The organism is Rhodococcus sp. K11/5, from assembly GCF_055193735.1.
This window is the reverse complement of the sequence record NZ_CM143721.1, coordinates 3,253,492-3,268,558: the sequence shown is the minus strand read 5'-3', so window position 1 is coordinate 3,268,558 and position 15,067 is coordinate 3,253,492. Positions and strand designations below refer to the sequence as shown.

Genomic DNA, 15,067 nt, shown 5'->3' with positions numbered 1-15,067 from the left:
AGTCGAGACACCGAGAGCAGGAACAACATGCCGGAGCTGACGATCTCCTCCGACGAGATCCGTAGTGCGATCGAGAATTTCACCGCGAGCTACTCGCCCGAGTCCTCCCGTGAGCAGGTCGGCACGGTCACGGACACCGCGGACGGAATCGCCCACGTCTCGGGCCTGCCGTCCGCGATGTCCAACGAGCTGCTCGAGTTCGAGGGCGGCGTTCTCGGTGTCGCACTGAACCTCGACGCCACCGAGATCGGTGCCGTCATCCTCGGTAACTACGAGGACATCGAAGAGGGCCAGGAAGTCAAGCGCACCGGAGACGTGCTGTCGGTACCCGTCGGTGACGGCTACCTCGGTCGCGTCATCGATCCGCTCGGCCGCCCCATCGACGGACTCGGCGAGATCGAGTCCTCCGAGACCCGCGCCCTCGAGCTCCAGGCCGCGTCGGTCCTCGAGCGTCAGCCCGTCGAAGAGCCGCTGCAGACCGGCATCAAGGCGATCGACGCCATGACGCCCATCGGCCGCGGACAGCGCCAGCTCATCATCGGTGACCGCAAGACCGGCAAGACCGCGGTCTGCATCGACGCGATCCTGAACCAGAAGGCCAACTGGGAGAGCGGCGACGACAAGAAGCAGGTTCGCTGCATCTACGTCGCCATCGGCCAGAAGGGCTCCACCATCGCCGGTGTGAAGGCGGCTCTGGAAGAGCAGGGCGCACTGGAGTACACGACGATCGTCGCGGCGCCGGCTTCCGACTCCGCCGGCTTCAAGTGGCTCGCGCCGTACACCGGTTCGGCCATCGGCCAGCACTGGATGTACCAGGGCAAGCACGTCCTCATCGTGTTCGACGACCTGACCAAGCAGGCCGAGGCGTACCGCGCCATCTCGCTGCTGCTGCGTCGCCCGCCGGGCCGCGAGGCATACCCCGGTGACGTCTTCTACTTGCACTCCCGCCTGCTGGAGCGCTCGGCGAAACTCTCCGACGAGTTGGGCGGCGGATCGCTGACGGCACTGCCGATCATCGAGACCAAGGCCAACGACGTGTCGGCGTACATCCCGACCAACGTCATCTCGATCACCGACGGCCAGGTCTTCCTGGAATCAGACCTGTTCAACAAGGGTGTTCGTCCCGCGATCAACGTCGGTATCTCGGTTTCCCGAGTCGGTGGCGCCGCGCAGACCAAGGGCATGAAGAAGGTCTCCGGTTCGCTCCGCCTCGAGCTCGCACAGTTCCGTGAGCTCGAAGCCTTCTCGGCGTTCGCCTCCGACCTCGACGCCGCGTCGAAGGCGCAGCTCGAGCGCGGTGCTCGCCTGGTCGAGCTGCTCAAGCAGGACCAGTACGCACCCGTCGCCGTCGAGGATCAGATCGTGTCGATCTGGCTCGCCGGCCAGGGCGTCTACGACTCCGTGCCCGTGCACGACGTCCGTCGCTTCGAGACCGAGCTGCTTGAGGACCTGCACCGCAACGCGAGCGGCGTCTACGACAGCATCGCCGGCGGCAAGGCCCTCGACGAGGACAACCAGAAGGCACTGCTCGACGCGACCGAGAAGTTCAAGTCCGGCTTCCTCGACTCCGACGGCAACTCCGTGGTCAACGAGGCCGAGGCCGACACGTTGGACCCGGACGAGGTCAACCAAGAGCAGGTCAACGTCACGCGCAAGACAGTCAGCAAGTAGCGACGATGATCGACGCCACTACGAGGACGGAAGGGAACGGGATCAACTGATGGCGAGCATCCTCGAGCTTCGTTCCCGCATCAAGTCTGTCAACTCGACGAAGAAGATCACCAAGGCCCAGGAGCTGATCGCGACCTCGCGCATCACCAAGGCGCAGGGACGGGTCGCGGCGTCGAAGCCGTACGCGGAACAGATCACCAACGTGCTGTCGGCTCTCGCGAGCACGTCGGGCGCGCTCGACCACCCGTTGCTCAGCGAGCGGACGGAGCCCAAGCGGGCTGCGGTCCTCGTGGTGACCAGCGACCGTGGCATGTGCGGCGGCTACAACTCCAACGTGATCAAGGAAGCGGAGCAGCTGTTCCAGCTCCTGCGGTCCGAGGGCAAGGAGCCCGTCCTGTTCGTTCTCGGCGCGAAGGGCCTCGGCTACTTCACGTTCCGTGAGCGCGACGTCAGCGGTGCGTGGACCGGTTTCTCCCAGGAGCCGGGCTACAACGACGCCGCGAAGGCGAGTCGGCATCTGGTCGACCTCTTCATGGCCGGATCGGGCACGGACGTCGACAAGTCCAACGGCGAAGGCACGATCGAGGGCGTCGACGAGTTGCACATCGTCTACACCCGTTTCGTGTCGATGCTGACCCAGAAGCCGGAAGTTCGGCGGATGGCGCCGCTGGAGATCTCCTACACGGACGAAGAGATCCAGATGGGTGCCGACGCATTGTCGGACTCGCCCACCTCCTCCGAAGCGCAGGCGCAGTACGAGTTCGAACCGGAGGCCGCGACGTTGCTCTCGGCGCTGTTGCCGAAGTACATCAGCACCCGCGTCTACGCGTCGTTGCTGGAAGCGGCGGCCTCGGAATCGGCCGCTCGGCGTACCGCCATGAAGGCGGCCACCGACAACGCCAACGAATTGGTCGAGAACCTGAGCCGTCAGGCCAACCAGGCGCGACAAGCCCAGATCACCCAGGAAATCAGCGAAATCGTCGGTGGCGCCAACGCGCTGGCTGACAGCGCAGGAAGTGACTAAGCAATGACTGCAGCAGTAGCTCAAGAGAACGCGAGCGGAGCGGACACACAGTCCGGCCGCGTCGTGCGGGTCATCGGCCCCGTTGTGGACGTCGAGTTCCCCCGCGGCGCCATGCCCGCCCTGTTCAACGCTCTCCATGCCGAGATCACGCTCTCGACCGTGGCGAAGACGCTGACCCTCGAGGTCGCCCAGCACCTCGGCGACAACCTGGTACGCACCATCTCGATGCAGCCCACCGACGGCCTGGTGCGCGGCACCTCCGTCGAGGACACCGGCAAGCCGATCTCGGTTCCCGTCGGTGACGTCGTCAAGGGGCACGTGTTCAACGCCCTCGGTGACTGCCTCGACTCGCCCGGCCTCGGCCGTGACGGTGAGCAGTGGGGCATCCACCGCAAGCCGCCGGCCTTCGATCAGCTCGAGGGCAAGACGGAGATCCTCGAGACCGGCATCAAGGTCATCGACCTCCTGACCCCGTACGTCAAGGGCGGAAAGATCGGTCTGTTCGGTGGTGCCGGTGTCGGCAAGACCGTGCTGATCCAGGAGATGATCACCCGTATCGCTCGCGAGTTCTCCGGTACCTCGGTGTTCGCCGGCGTCGGCGAGCGCACCCGTGAGGGCACCGACCTCCACCTGGAGATGGAGGAGATGGGCGTCCTCCAGGACACCGCCTTGGTCTTCGGTCAGATGGACGAGCCGCCCGGCACGCGCATGCGCGTCGCGCTGTCCGCGCTGACGATGGCGGAGTACTTCCGCGACGTGCAGGGACAGGACGTGTTGCTCTTCATCGACAACATCTTCCGGTTCACGCAGGCCGGTTCCGAGGTCTCCACCCTGCTCGGACGTATGCCGTCCGCCGTGGGTTACCAGCCGACGCTGGCGGACGAGATGGGTGAGCTCCAGGAGCGCATCACCTCGACCCGTGGACGCTCGATCACCTCGCTGCAGGCGATCTACGTTCCCGCCGACGACTACACCGACCCCGCGCCGGCCACCACGTTCGCGCACCTCGACGCCACGACCGAGCTCTCGCGTCCGATCTCGCAGATGGGCATCTACCCCGCTGTGGACCCGCTGAGCTCCACGTCGCGCATCCTCGAGCCGGGCATCGTCGGCGCCGAGCACTTTCGTGTCGCCAACGAGGTCAAGCGCATCCTGCAGAAGTACAAGGAACTGCAGGACATCATCGCCATCCTCGGTATGGACGAGCTCCAGGAAGAGGACAAGGTTCTGGTCGGCCGCGCGCGCCGTCTCCAGAAGTTCCTCGGCCAGAACTTCATCGTCGCCGAGAAGTTCACCGGTGAGGAGGGTTCGGTCGTGTCGCTGTCCGACACCATCGAGGCGTTCGACAAGGTCACCAAGGGCGAGTACGACCATCTGCCCGAGCAGGCCTTCAACAGCTGCGGCGGACTCGACGACGTCGAGGCCGCGGCCAAGAAGATGTCCGGAAAGTAGTCGGTCATGGCTGAGATGGATGTCGAACTGGTCGCCGTCGAAGAGCGGCTGTGGTCGGGAACGGCCACGCTGGTCATCGCCGAGACCACCGAGGGCGAGATCGGCATCATGTCCGGACACGAGCCGCTGTTGGCGCAACTCGTCGAGGGCGGGACCGTTGCCATCACCACCACCGACGGAGAACGACGCGTCGCGGCGGTGCACGGCGGATTCCTGTCCATGACCGGCGGCACGGTCACCGTGCTGGCGGAGTCGGCGGAATTCGCCGAGGACATCGACGTCGACTCGGCTCGCTCGGTCCTGTCCGAGGGTTCGGACGACGCAGACGCGTTGGCCATGGCCCGCGGCCGCGTCCGTGCTGTCGAGCGCGCGTAGGTTTCGAACGACCCGAGAAGCCGCGGAGGACACCCCCGAGATGACGACCTGGACGAGCCTGCTCGTCGTGATGGTCGTGCTGCTCGTGGGGTTCTCCGCGGCTTTTCTCTATCGACTGGTCCTGGTGCGCCGCGGGGGAACGCCGGTGATTCTGCGCCGGGTGCCCGCATCGAGGGGCAGCGGATGGCGCCACGGCATCATTCGATACGGCGAGAACGTCCTGGTGTTCTACAAGTTGTCCAGCCTGCGGCCGGGGCCGGACCGACGAATGGTGCGTCAGACGCTCGTCCTCGGGGAACGTCGCTCACCCGACTCCGCAGAATCGGACATCATGTCGGACGACATCGCCGTCGTGGAGCTGTCGGACGGCGATCGACGCTACGAGGTGGCGTTCGACCGGGGTGCGTTCACCGCCTTCACGTCCTGGGTGGAATCGCGTCCGTCGGGACGTTCCCAGCGCCCGAGCCCGGGGACCGCCGACGGAACCTGAGAAGGTTCAGGGCTTCTCGCGCCCGCCGCCCGGCTTCCACAGAACGTCGCCGTCCGGGTTGGCGATTCGTCCCAGGATGAAGAGCAGGTCGGACAGCCGGTTGAGGTAGGTCGCCGGCAGGGTCGACGTGGTCTCGGGATGTGCTTCGACCGCCGCCCAGGCCGCGCGTTCGGCTCGGCGGGTGACCGTTCGAGCGTGATGCAGCAGGGCCGATGCAGCCGTACCGCCGGGGAGAACGAACGACGTCAGCGGAGCGAGCTTGCCGTTGAACTCGTCGCACCAGTTCTCGAGCCTCGTGACGTACTCGTCGGTGATGCGCAGCGGCGGGTACTTGGGATCTTCGGCGATCGGCGTGGACAGATCCGCACCGGCGTCGAACAGATCGTTCTGGACGACCCCGAGCACGTCCGCGATCTCGGATGGAGGGGTGCCCAGAGCCAGGACCATCCCCAGCGCTGCGTTGAGTTCGTCGCACTCGGCGTAGGCGACCACGCGGGCGTCGTTCTTCGACACCCGAGAGAAATCGCTCAGTCCGGTGGTTCCGTCGTCCCCGGTACGCGTGTAGATCGATGTCAGATTGACGGCCATCGTCCGATCGTACGGCGGCAGCACCGTCGGTGACGCTCCGATGCTTTCTCCCGTGCCCGCAGCCTCTAGGCTGACCGATGTGAGTGAACGTTTTCTGGTGACCGGTGGCGCTCGCCTCGCGGGCGAGGTGTCCGTGGGTGGCGCGAAGAACAGCGTTCTGAAACTGATGGCGGCGACGTTGCTCGCCGAGGGCACGACCACCATCACCAATTGCCCGGACATCCTCGACGTTCCCCTGATGGCCGATGTTCTGCGCGGGCTCGGGTGCGAGGTCGAACTCGACGGCGACACCGTGCGCGTGACCACGCCGGCGGAGCCGAAGTACCACGCGGATTTCGCGGCGGTACGGCAGTTCCGAGCGTCGGTATGTGTTCTCGGTCCGCTCGTCGCTCGATGCCGCAAGGCTGTCGTGGCCCTGCCGGGCGGCGACGCGATCGGCTCCCGTCCGCTCGACATGCACCAGTCAGGATTGCGACTGCTGGGGGCGACGAGCGAGATCCAGCACGGATGCGTCGTGGCGAGCGCGGAGACGTTGCACGGAGCCACCATTCGGCTCGCGTTTCCTTCGGTGGGAGCCACCGAGAACATCTTGATGGCCGCGGTACTGGCCGACGGCGAGACGGTGATCGACAACGCCGCGCGGGAACCGGACATCGCCGATTTGTGCGCGATGCTGAACAAGATGGGTGCCAAGGTGACCGGCGCCGGAACTCCGACGCTCACCATCGTCGGGGTGAAGTCCCTGCATCCCACCGAACATCGCGTGATCGGCGATCGCATCGTTGCCGCAACGTGGGGGATCGCGGCGGCGATGACCCGCGGGGATGTGACGGTACGGGGAGTCAACCCGAAGCACCTGTCCCTGGTGCTGGACAAGCTCAAGCAGGCCGGGTCGCGCGTGACCTTCCTGCCCGACGGATTCCGCGTGGTGCAGGACGAGCGACCGGTGGCCGTCAACTTCGCGACGCTTCCCTTCCCCGGATTTCCGACCGACCTCCAGCCCATGGCCATCGGTCTGGCGGCCGTCGCGGACGGGACGTCGATGATCACCGAGAACGTGTTCGAAGCGCGCTTCCGTTTCGTCGAGGAGATGATTCGGCTCGGAGCGGACGCCCGGACGGACGGACACCATGCCGTCGTGCGGGGTGTCGCCCGTCTGTCGAGCGCTCCGGTCTGGTCGTCGGACATCCGCGCGGGTGCCGGCCTGGTCCTGGCCGGTCTGATGGCGGACGGTGTGACCGAGGTGAACGACGTCTACCACATCGATCGCGGTTACCCGAGGTTCGTCGAACAGCTGCAGGATCTGGGCGGGGAGATCGAACGGGTGCAGTGAGGCTGCCCCGCCCTCACCGGTGGCGTTGCAGCGCAGCGGACAGCACGCCGAGCGCGGTCGTGAGGTCTCGTTCCTCCACGCGCCCGTAACCGACGACGAGACCGCCTGCGCCGCAGGGCGTTCGGACCGACTCGGACACCGTCGGCACGAGGACGCCGTGTTCGGCCGCGTCCGCGGCCACGGCGTCTGCTCGCTCCGGAGCGAGCATCAGTGTGGTGTGCATACCCGCTCCCGCGCCACGCAGTTCTCCGAATTGCGACAGTGCTCGTTCCACGGCCGCATCCCTGTCTCGGTACCGCCGCCGCGCGGCGCGGACGGCGCGATCCCATTCGCCGTCGCGCAACAGACTCGACATGGCCAGGCTCGACGGTTCCGAGGGGAAGTCGCCGACCGCAGCTCGGTGGGTGAGGACGTCGTCCACCAGGTGGTCCGGCAGCACCATCCATCCGAGTCGGATGCCGGCACCGAGTGTCTTGGCGACGGTACCGAGACAGACGACCCGATCCGGTGCCAACTGCGCGAGTGCGGGGAGGGGCGCGACGTCGAATCTGAATTCCGAGTCGTAATCGTCCTCCACGATCAAGGCTCCGATTCGCCGGGCGTGATCGACCAGCGCCGATCGACGGGCGAGATCGAGTGTTCCGCCCGTGGGGTATTGATGCGACGGCGTGACGTAGACGGCGTGAACCGGTCCGGGGAGCCGTTCGAGAAGGTCGACCCGCATGCCATGGCCGTCCACGGGGACGTCGGCTATCGCCCACCTGGCGGCTCGTGCTGCCGCGGCCGCAACTCGGTACCCCGGATTCTCCATCGCCACAACGGGTTCAGTGAGTTCGGACCCGATGGCAGCGAGGAGGAGAGACATTCCGTGGATCGCTCCGGTGGTGATGACGACGCGATCGGGATCGACGGTCGTTCCCCTGTTGCGCGCGAGGAGGTCGCACACGTCCGAGCGAAGGAGTCGAAGGCCGGCCGGATCCGGGTAGGCGGCCGGCGCGGGCCTGGACCCGACCGTGCGCCAGGCACGACGCCATGCGGCCGTGGCACGCGGATCGGTCCACGGCACACCGGGCCGGAGTCGGATCGTGCGGTCGTCGTCGGAGCGGACTCGTCGCCGCGAGACGGCGGTCTCGTTGTCGGCCGCGGGGCGGGGGAGCGTCGACGCCGAGACGACGAAGGTGCCCGAGCCGCGGCGCGTGACAAGCCAGCCTTCGGCGGTGAGCTGGTCGTAGGCCTGGCCGACGACGCCTCGAGCAATGTCGAGCTCCGTGGCCAGGGCGCGGGTGGACGGCAATCGACTGTCCGGGCGAAGGGTGCCCCCGCGGATCGACTGTCGGATTGCATCGGCCAGTTGCGTTGGCAGACTGCGTGACTCGTCGCGGCGGAGGGACACGGACACGGCTGCCGGTGGTGTTGCCATTGCGTGTCACTTTCCCGATGGTGGGTAGTGGTTCATCGAACTTGTCTGAAACTGGACCATGACAGTAGACCAGTCCGACGTGAGAATCGGGCGGTGAACAGAATCGAACGAAGTGCGACCGGTGTCGGGAGCGAGTCCGTCGAGGGTTTGTCACCGACTGACCGCACCACCCTGCGACGCGGGAAGGCGCGGGCCGCCGCGGATCGCGTGGCGTTGGTCGACGTCCTCGACGCTGCTCGGGTGTGTCACCTGGGCGTGGTGGTGGACGGCAGTCCGCGGGTGGTGCCCACCACCTATGCCTACGACCTGGAGGGCCCCGACCGTGGCGGGACGCTGTACCTACACGGTTCGGTGGCGGCACGCAGCCTGCATGTGGACGGTGAACTGTGTGTCACCATCACCGTTCTCGATGCACTCGTATTGGCGCGCAGCGCTTTTCATCACTCGATGAACTATCGGAGCGCCATGATCCTGGGAGTGCCGAGGATGGTCGACGATGCCGCGGAGCGAGATCACGCCCTGGTGTCGATCGTGGACCGGTTGGTGCCGGGGCGGGCGGGTTCGTTGCGAAAGAACACGCGCAAGGAACTCACGGCGACTTCCGTCGTGGCACTTCCGTTGTGGGAGGCGTCGGTGAAGTCGCGCTCCGGCGGTCCCGTCGACGATCCCGACGACATCGAGCGCGGTGGAGTGTGGGCGGGGCTGGTGCCGTTGCGTGAAGCGGTCGGCGACGCAGTCGCCGTCCCGGATCTCGACGTGCAGGGTCGGGTTGCCGGGTACCACCGGGTCGCGCGGTCGCGTGCCCTTTCGTGAGAGGGCCGTTGCAAGCCCCTGACGGACCTGTGGGCGCTGTGACCAGTGGATTTGCGTTGTGGTTGGTGGTGGCGTAACTTTCTTCGAGTCAGAGCGACACGGACACCGACCGAAGACCTGAGGGTCTGGCGAACGAGGTTGTACGGAGTCGCATGGCTGGGACAGAAAAGGTTCGTCTGCACGTGGTGTAGGCTGAGCGGACAGTCCACTTCCTGATCGGCCGGCGCAGGGTTTGCGTGTGTTCGGTGGTCGGGTTCAGGCTCGAACGGTTGCCCCGGATCTTGCTCGCTTCGGCGGGTGGTGATGGTGTGTGCGTGTTCTTTGAGAACTCAACAGTGTGTCGATGAATGTCAGTGCCAATTGTTTTTGGTTTGCTGGTTTCTTCTCTTCTTCCCGTCGAGGGGGAACTGGTTCTTTTTTGTCAGCAATGGAGTATTGCTGGCGTGAGTTTTATTGCTGGATTTGGCTCTCTAGTTTTCATTCATCGCCCGGGCTGTTCTGGTCTGTGGTGGTGGGTATGAGTCTTCAACGGAGAGTTTGATCCTGGCTCAGGACGAACGCTGGCGGCGTGCTTAACACATGCAAGTCGAACGGTAAGGCCCTTCGGGGTACACGAGTGGCGAACGGGTGAGTAACACGTGGGTGATCTGCCCTGCACTTCGGGATAAGCCCGGGAAACTGGGTCTAATACCGGATATGACTGCAGCATGCATGTGCTGTGGTGGAAAGATTTATCGGTGCAGGATGGGCCCGCGGCCTATCAGCTTGTTGGTGGGGTAATGGCCTACCAAGGCGACGACGGGTAGCCGGCCTGAGAGGGCGACCGGCCACACTGGGACTGAGACACGGCCCAGACTCCTACGGGAGGCAGCAGTGGGGAATATTGCACAATGGGCGCAAGCCTGATGCAGCGACGCCGCGTGAGGGATGACGGCCTTCGGGTTGTAAACCTCTTTCAGCAGGGACGAAGCGTGAGTGACGGTACCTGCAGAAGAAGCACCGGCCAACTACGTGCCAGCAGCCGCGGTAATACGTAGGGTGCAAGCGTTGTCCGGAATTACTGGGCGTAAAGAGCTCGTAGGCGGTTTGTCGCGTCGTCTGTGAAAACCAGCAGCTCAACTGCTGGCGTGCAGGCGATACGGGCAGACTTGAGTATTTCAGGGGAGACTGGAATTCCTGGTGTAGCGGTGAAATGCGCAGATATCAGGAGGAACACCGGTGGCGAAGGCGGGTCTCTGGGAAATAACTGACGCTGAGGAGCGAAAGCGTGGGTAGCGAACAGGATTAGATACCCTGGTAGTCCACGCCGTAAACGGTGGGCGCTAGGTGTGGGTTTCCTTCCACGGGATCCGTGCCGTAGCTAACGCATTAAGCGCCCCGCCTGGGGAGTACGGCCGCAAGGCTAAAACTCAAAGGAATTGACGGGGGCCCGCACAAGCGGCGGAGCATGTGGATTAATTCGATGCAACGCGAAGAACCTTACCTGGGTTTGACATACACCGGAAAGCCGTAGAGATACGGCCCCCCTTGTGGTCGGTGTACAGGTGGTGCATGGCTGTCGTCAGCTCGTGTCGTGAGATGTTGGGTTAAGTCCCGCAACGAGCGCAACCCTTGTCTTATGTTGCCAGCACGTGATGGTGGGGACTCGTAAGAGACTGCCGGGGTCAACTCGGAGGAAGGTGGGGACGACGTCAAGTCATCATGCCCCTTATGTCCAGGGCTTCACACATGCTACAATGGCCGGTACAGAGGGCTGCGATACCGTGAGGTGGAGCGAATCCCTTAAAGCCGGTCTCAGTTCGGATCGGGGTCTGCAACTCGACCCCGTGAAGTCGGAGTCGCTAGTAATCGCAGATCAGCAACGCTGCGGTGAATACGTTCCCGGGCCTTGTACACACCGCCCGTCACGTCATGAAAGTCGGTAACACCCGAAGCCGGTGGCCTAACCCCTTGTGGGAGGGAGCCGTCGAAGGTGGGATCGGCGATTGGGACGAAGTCGTAACAAGGTAGCCGTACCGGAAGGTGCGGCTGGATCACCTCCTTTCTAAGGAGCACATCTCGCTGGAGTACCACTCACACAGGTGGGAGGGAAACGGTGCAGAGACCATGCCGGCCCCGTTCGTGGGTCGGGTGGACGCTCATGGGTGGAACACTGACAACCGGAACCGGCAGTAGCGAGCATCCCTTGTGGTGGTCCGCTGGTTCTATATCGATGCACTGTTGGGTCCTGAGAGAACACGTGAGTGTTTTTTCATGGCAAGAACTTACAGGCGGTCATGGTTGTTTCTATCGGCTCATTTCGGTGGGTGTCTGAGGGCGACGTCAACATGGTCGTGTGTGTGTTGTTTGAGAACTGCACAGTGGACGCGAGCATCTTTGTTGTAAGTAATGAAGAGCGTACGGTGGATGCCTTGGCACCAGGAGCCGATGAAGGACGTAGGAGGCTGCGATAATCCTCGGGGAGCTGTCAACCGAGCTGAGATCCGAGGGTGTCCGAATGGGGAAACCCAGCACGAGTGATGTCGTGTTACCCGCGCCTGAATATATAGGGTGTGTGGAGGGAACGTGGGGAAGTGAAACATCTCAGTACCCACAGGAAGAGAAAACAACAGTGATTCCGTCAGTAGTGGCGAGCGAACGCGGATGAGGCCAAACCATGTGCATGTGATACCCGGCAGGGGTTGTGCGTGTGGGGTTGTGGGGTTTGTTTTTGTCGATTCTGCCGGATCGGCCGACAGTGAGAAATCGTGTGGTTAGTCGAAGTGGTCTGGGATGGCCTGTCGTAGAGGGTGAGAATCCCGTAGACGAAAACTGCGCGACTGTCGAAGTGAATGCCCAAGTAGCAGCGGGCCCGTGAAATCTGCTGTGAATCTGTCGGGACCACCCGATAAGCCTGAATACTCCCTGGTGACCGATAGCGGACTAGTACCGTGAGGGAAAGGTGAAAAGTACCCCGGGAGGGGAGTGAAATAGTACCTGAAACCGTGCGCTTACAATCCGTCAGAGCCGTTGCACAGTTTTGCTGTGGGTGGTGATGGCGTGCCTTTTGAAGAATGAGCCTGCGAGTCAGTGGTATGTGGCGAGGTTAACCCGTGTGGGGTAGCCGTAGCGAAAGCGAGTCCGAATAGGGCGTTTGAGTCGCATGCTCTGGACCCGAAGCGGAGTGATCTACCCATGGCCAGGGTGAAGCGACGGTAAGACGTCGTGGAGGCCCGAACCCACTTAGGTTGAAAACTGAGGGGATGAGTTGTGGGTAGGGGTGAAAGGCCAATCAAACTCCGTGATAGCTGGTTCTCCCCGAAATGCATTTAGGTGCAGCGTCGCGTGTTTCACTCTGGAGGTAGAGCTACTGGATGGTCTAGAGGGCCTACAAGCTTATCGAAATCAGCCAAACTCCGAATGCCAGGGTGTGAGAGCGCGGCAGTGAGACTGCGGGCGATAAGGTTCGTGGTCGAGAGGGAAACAGCCCAGATCGCCGGCTAAGGCCCCTAAGCGTGTACTAAGTGGAAAAGGATGTGAAGTCGCGAAGACAACCAGGAGGTTGGCTTAGAAGCAGCCACCCTTGAAAGAGTGCGTAATAGCTCACTGGTCAAGTGATTTTGCGCCGACAATGTAGCGGGGCTCAAGTACACCGCCGAAGCCGCGGCATTCACACGATAGCCCGCGCATGCCCTACGGGGTGTGTGCCAGGTGTGTGGATGGGTAGGGGAGCGTCGTGTGGCCAGGGAAGCGCCGGAGTGATCCAGGTGTGGAGGCCACGCGAGTGAGAATGCAGGCATGAGTAGCGAAAGACGAGTGAGAAACTCGTCCGCCGAATGATCAAGGGTTCCTGGGCCAGGTTAATCCGCCCAGGGTGAGTCGGGACCTAAGGCGAGGCCGACAGGCGTAGTCGATGGACAACGGGTTGATATTCCCGTACCCGTGTATCCGCGCCCATGACGAATCAGGGGTACTAACCGTCCAGAGCCTTCTGGAGCACCTTCGGGTGCCGTGGAGGTGATGCACGGGACCTTCTCTGGTAGTAGTCAAGCGATGGGGTGACGCAGGAAGGTAGCTGAGCCAGTCAGTGGTAACACTGGTGTAAGCCCGTAGGGCGAGTGATAGGCAAATCCGTCACTCATACAAGCCTGAGAGGTGATGCATAGCCGAATGAGGCGAATTCAGTGATCCTATGCTGCCGAGAAAAGCCTCTAGCGAGCTGGTACACGGCCCGTACCCCAAACCGACACAGGTGATCAGGTAGAGAATACCAAGGCGATCGAGATAACTATGGTTAAGGAACTCGGCAAAATGCCCCCGTAACTTCGGGAGAAGGGGGACCCCTGCCGGTGACGGAATTTACTTCCCGAGCTGGTGTGGGTCGCAGAGACCAGTGAGAAGCGACTGTTTACTAAAAACACAGGTCCGTGCGAAGTCGTAAGACGATGTATACGGACTGACGCCTGCCCGGTGCTGGAAGGTTAAGAGGACCGGTCAATCACTTCGGTGGTGAAGCTGAGAATTTAAGCCCCAGTAAACGGCGGTGGTAACTATAACCATCCTAAGGTAGCGAAATTCCTTGTCGGGTAAGTTCCGACCTGCACGAATGGCGTAACGACTTCTCAGCTGTCTCAACCATAGACTCGGCGAAATTGCATTACGAGTAAAGATGCTCGTTACGCGCGGCAGGACGAAAAGACCCCGGGACCTTCACTACAGCTTGGTATTGGTGTTCGGTTCGGTTTGTGTAGGATAGGTGGGAGACTGTGAAGCGGCCACGCCAGTGGTTGTGGAGTCGTTGTTGAAATACCACTCTGATCGTATTGGATACCTCAACCTCGGACCATGATCTGGTTCAGGGACAGTGCCTGGTGGGTAGTTTAACTGGGGCGGTTGCCTCCCAAAATGTAACGGAGGCGCCCAAAGGTTCCCTCAGCCTGGTTGGCAATCAGGTGTCGAGTGCAAGTGCACAAGGGAGCTTGACTGTGAGACTGACACGTCGAGCAGGGACGAAAGTCGGGACTAGTGATCCGGCACCGGCAAGTGGAAGCGGTGTCGCTCAACGGATAAAAGGTACCCCGGGGATAACAGGCTGATCTTCCCCAAGAGTCCATATCGACGGGATGGTTTGGCACCTCGATGTCGGCTCGTCGCATCCTGGGGCTGGAGTAGGTCCCAAGGGTTGGGCTGTTCGCCCATTAAAGCGGCACGCGAGCTGGGTTTAGAACGTCGTGAGACAGTTCGGTCTCTATCCGCCGCGCGCGTCAGAAACTTGAGGAAGGCTGTCCCTAGTACGAGAGGACCGGGACGGACGAACCTCTGGTGTGCCAGTTGTTCCACCAGGAGCACCGCTGGTTAGCTACGTTCGGAAGGGATAACCGCTGAAAGCATCTAAGCGGGAAGCCTGTTCCAAGATGAGGTTTCTCACCCCCTCGAGGGGGTAAGGCCCCCGGCAGACCACCGGGTCGATAGGCCAGAACTGGAAGTACAGCAATGTATGCAGGTGACTGGTACTAATAGGCCGAGGACTTACACCGAAGAAGCTACGCGTCCACTGTGCAGTATCTGAAACAACACACGAGTGTTCAGATGAACCGCACCACCCCCCCGATCACCCGATCACCGACCCCGGATGCCGGCACACCGCCGACACCCGAACCCGGTAACCGGAAACCAGGGGATGTGTGCCTCGTGCACTGTGTTTCACAGAGTTACGGTGGCCATAGCGGAGGGGAAACGCCCGGTCCCATTCCGAACCCGGAAGCTAAGCCCTCCAGCGCCGATGGTACTGCACCCGACAGGGTGTGGGAGAGTAGGACACCGCCGTACATAACCCAAACGAAAGCCCCCCGACCACCAGGTCGGGGGGCTTTTCGCATTCCCGGGCAGCGTGAGCGGATCGGACGGCTACCCTCTACTCAC

Annotated in this window: 9 protein-coding genes and 3 rRNA genes; 10 read left to right on the top strand and 2 right to left on the bottom strand. The window is 62.8% G+C overall.

Annotated elements, in window-relative coordinates:
* Positions 1-27: 27 nt before the first annotated feature.
* From atpA to ACY466_RS15330, 5 genes are read left to right on the top strand one after another with little or no spacing between them, the layout of a single operon-like run.
* On the top strand, positions 28-1,671 hold the full coding sequence (gene atpA, locus ACY466_RS15350) for a F0F1 ATP synthase subunit alpha (protein ID WP_463246317.1): 1,644 nt from the start codon (positions 28-30) through the stop codon (positions 1,669-1,671).
* A gap of 49 nt (positions 1,672-1,720) precedes the next feature.
* On the top strand, positions 1,721-2,695 hold the full coding sequence (locus tag ACY466_RS15345) for a F0F1 ATP synthase subunit gamma (protein ID WP_463246315.1): 975 nt from the start codon (positions 1,721-1,723) through the stop codon (positions 2,693-2,695).
* A 3-nt stretch (positions 2,696-2,698) separates the two neighbouring features.
* Positions 2,699-4,147, top strand: a complete 1,449-nt coding sequence (gene atpD, locus ACY466_RS15340; RefSeq protein ID WP_463246314.1) for a F0F1 ATP synthase subunit beta — start codon at positions 2,699-2,701, stop codon at positions 4,145-4,147.
* A 6-nt stretch (positions 4,148-4,153) separates the two neighbouring features.
* The gene (locus tag ACY466_RS15335; protein ID WP_463246312.1) at positions 4,154-4,522 is read left to right on the top strand and encodes a F0F1 ATP synthase subunit epsilon; all 369 of its coding nucleotides are present in this window, start codon (positions 4,154-4,156) and stop codon (positions 4,520-4,522) included.
* Positions 4,523-4,562: 40 nt separating this feature from the next.
* Entirely contained in the window at positions 4,563-5,012 is a 450-nt protein-coding gene (locus ACY466_RS15330) for a DUF2550 domain-containing protein (protein ID WP_463246311.1), read from the top strand.
* 6 nt (positions 5,013-5,018) lie between these two features.
* Here ACY466_RS15330 and ACY466_RS15325 read toward each other — a convergent pair whose 3' ends face one another.
* A complete protein-coding gene (locus ACY466_RS15325) occupies positions 5,019-5,600 on the bottom strand; it encodes a cob(I)yrinic acid a,c-diamide adenosyltransferase (protein WP_463246309.1) in 582 nt (193 codons plus the stop codon).
* Positions 5,601-5,679: 79 nt separating this feature from the next.
* Between ACY466_RS15325 and murA the strand changes: the two genes are divergently transcribed.
* Complete coding sequence (gene murA / locus ACY466_RS15320; RefSeq protein WP_463246307.1) at positions 5,680-6,933, top strand: UDP-N-acetylglucosamine 1-carboxyvinyltransferase; 1,254 nt, start codon at positions 5,680-5,682, stop codon at positions 6,931-6,933.
* A gap of 13 nt (positions 6,934-6,946) precedes the next feature.
* On the opposite strand, the gene pdxR is transcribed toward murA, so the two are convergent.
* The gene (gene pdxR / locus ACY466_RS15315) at positions 6,947-8,353 is read right to left on the bottom strand and encodes a MocR-like pyridoxine biosynthesis transcription factor PdxR (RefSeq protein WP_463246305.1); all 1,407 of its coding nucleotides are present in this window, start codon (positions 8,351-8,353) and stop codon (positions 6,947-6,949) included.
* Between the two features lie 93 nt (positions 8,354-8,446).
* Here pdxR and ACY466_RS15310 point away from each other — a divergent pair, with 93 nt between their 5' ends.
* From ACY466_RS15310 to rrf, 4 genes are all read left to right on the top strand, one after another.
* Positions 8,447-9,166 carry a pyridoxamine 5'-phosphate oxidase family protein gene (locus ACY466_RS15310; RefSeq protein WP_463246303.1) on the top strand — a complete coding sequence of 240 codons (720 nt, stop codon included), beginning with the start codon at positions 8,447-8,449 and terminating at the stop codon, positions 9,164-9,166.
* Positions 9,167-9,691: 525 nt separating this feature from the next.
* A 16S ribosomal RNA gene (locus tag ACY466_RS15305) occupies positions 9,692-11,210 on the top strand.
* Between the two features lie 335 nt (positions 11,211-11,545).
* Positions 11,546-14,682 (top strand): 23S ribosomal RNA (locus tag ACY466_RS15300).
* Positions 14,683-14,857: 175 nt separating this feature from the next.
* Positions 14,858-14,974: ribosomal RNA gene (gene rrf / locus ACY466_RS15295) — 5S ribosomal RNA — on the top strand.
* The 16S, 23S and 5S rRNA genes sit together here, the layout of an rRNA operon.
* Positions 14,975-15,067: the final 93 nt, after the last annotated feature.

Coding starts and splice junctions, on each gene's coding strand:
- atpA (WP_463246317.1), top strand. CDS start 28: ATGCCGGAGCTGACGATCTCCTCCGACGAGATCCGTAGTGCGATCGAG.
- ACY466_RS15345 (WP_463246315.1), top strand. CDS start 1,721: ATGGCGAGCATCCTCGAGCTTCGTTCCCGCATCAAGTCTGTCAACTCG.
- atpD (WP_463246314.1), top strand. CDS start 2,699: ATGACTGCAGCAGTAGCTCAAGAGAACGCGAGCGGAGCGGACACACAG.
- ACY466_RS15335 (WP_463246312.1), top strand. CDS start 4,154: ATGGCTGAGATGGATGTCGAACTGGTCGCCGTCGAAGAGCGGCTGTGG.
- ACY466_RS15330 (WP_463246311.1), top strand. CDS start 4,563: ATGACGACCTGGACGAGCCTGCTCGTCGTGATGGTCGTGCTGCTCGTG.
- ACY466_RS15325 (WP_463246309.1), bottom strand. CDS start 5,600: ATGGCCGTCAATCTGACATCGATCTACACGCGTACCGGGGACGACGGA.
- pdxR (WP_463246305.1), bottom strand. CDS start 8,353: ATGGCAACACCACCGGCAGCCGTGTCCGTGTCCCTCCGCCGCGACGAG.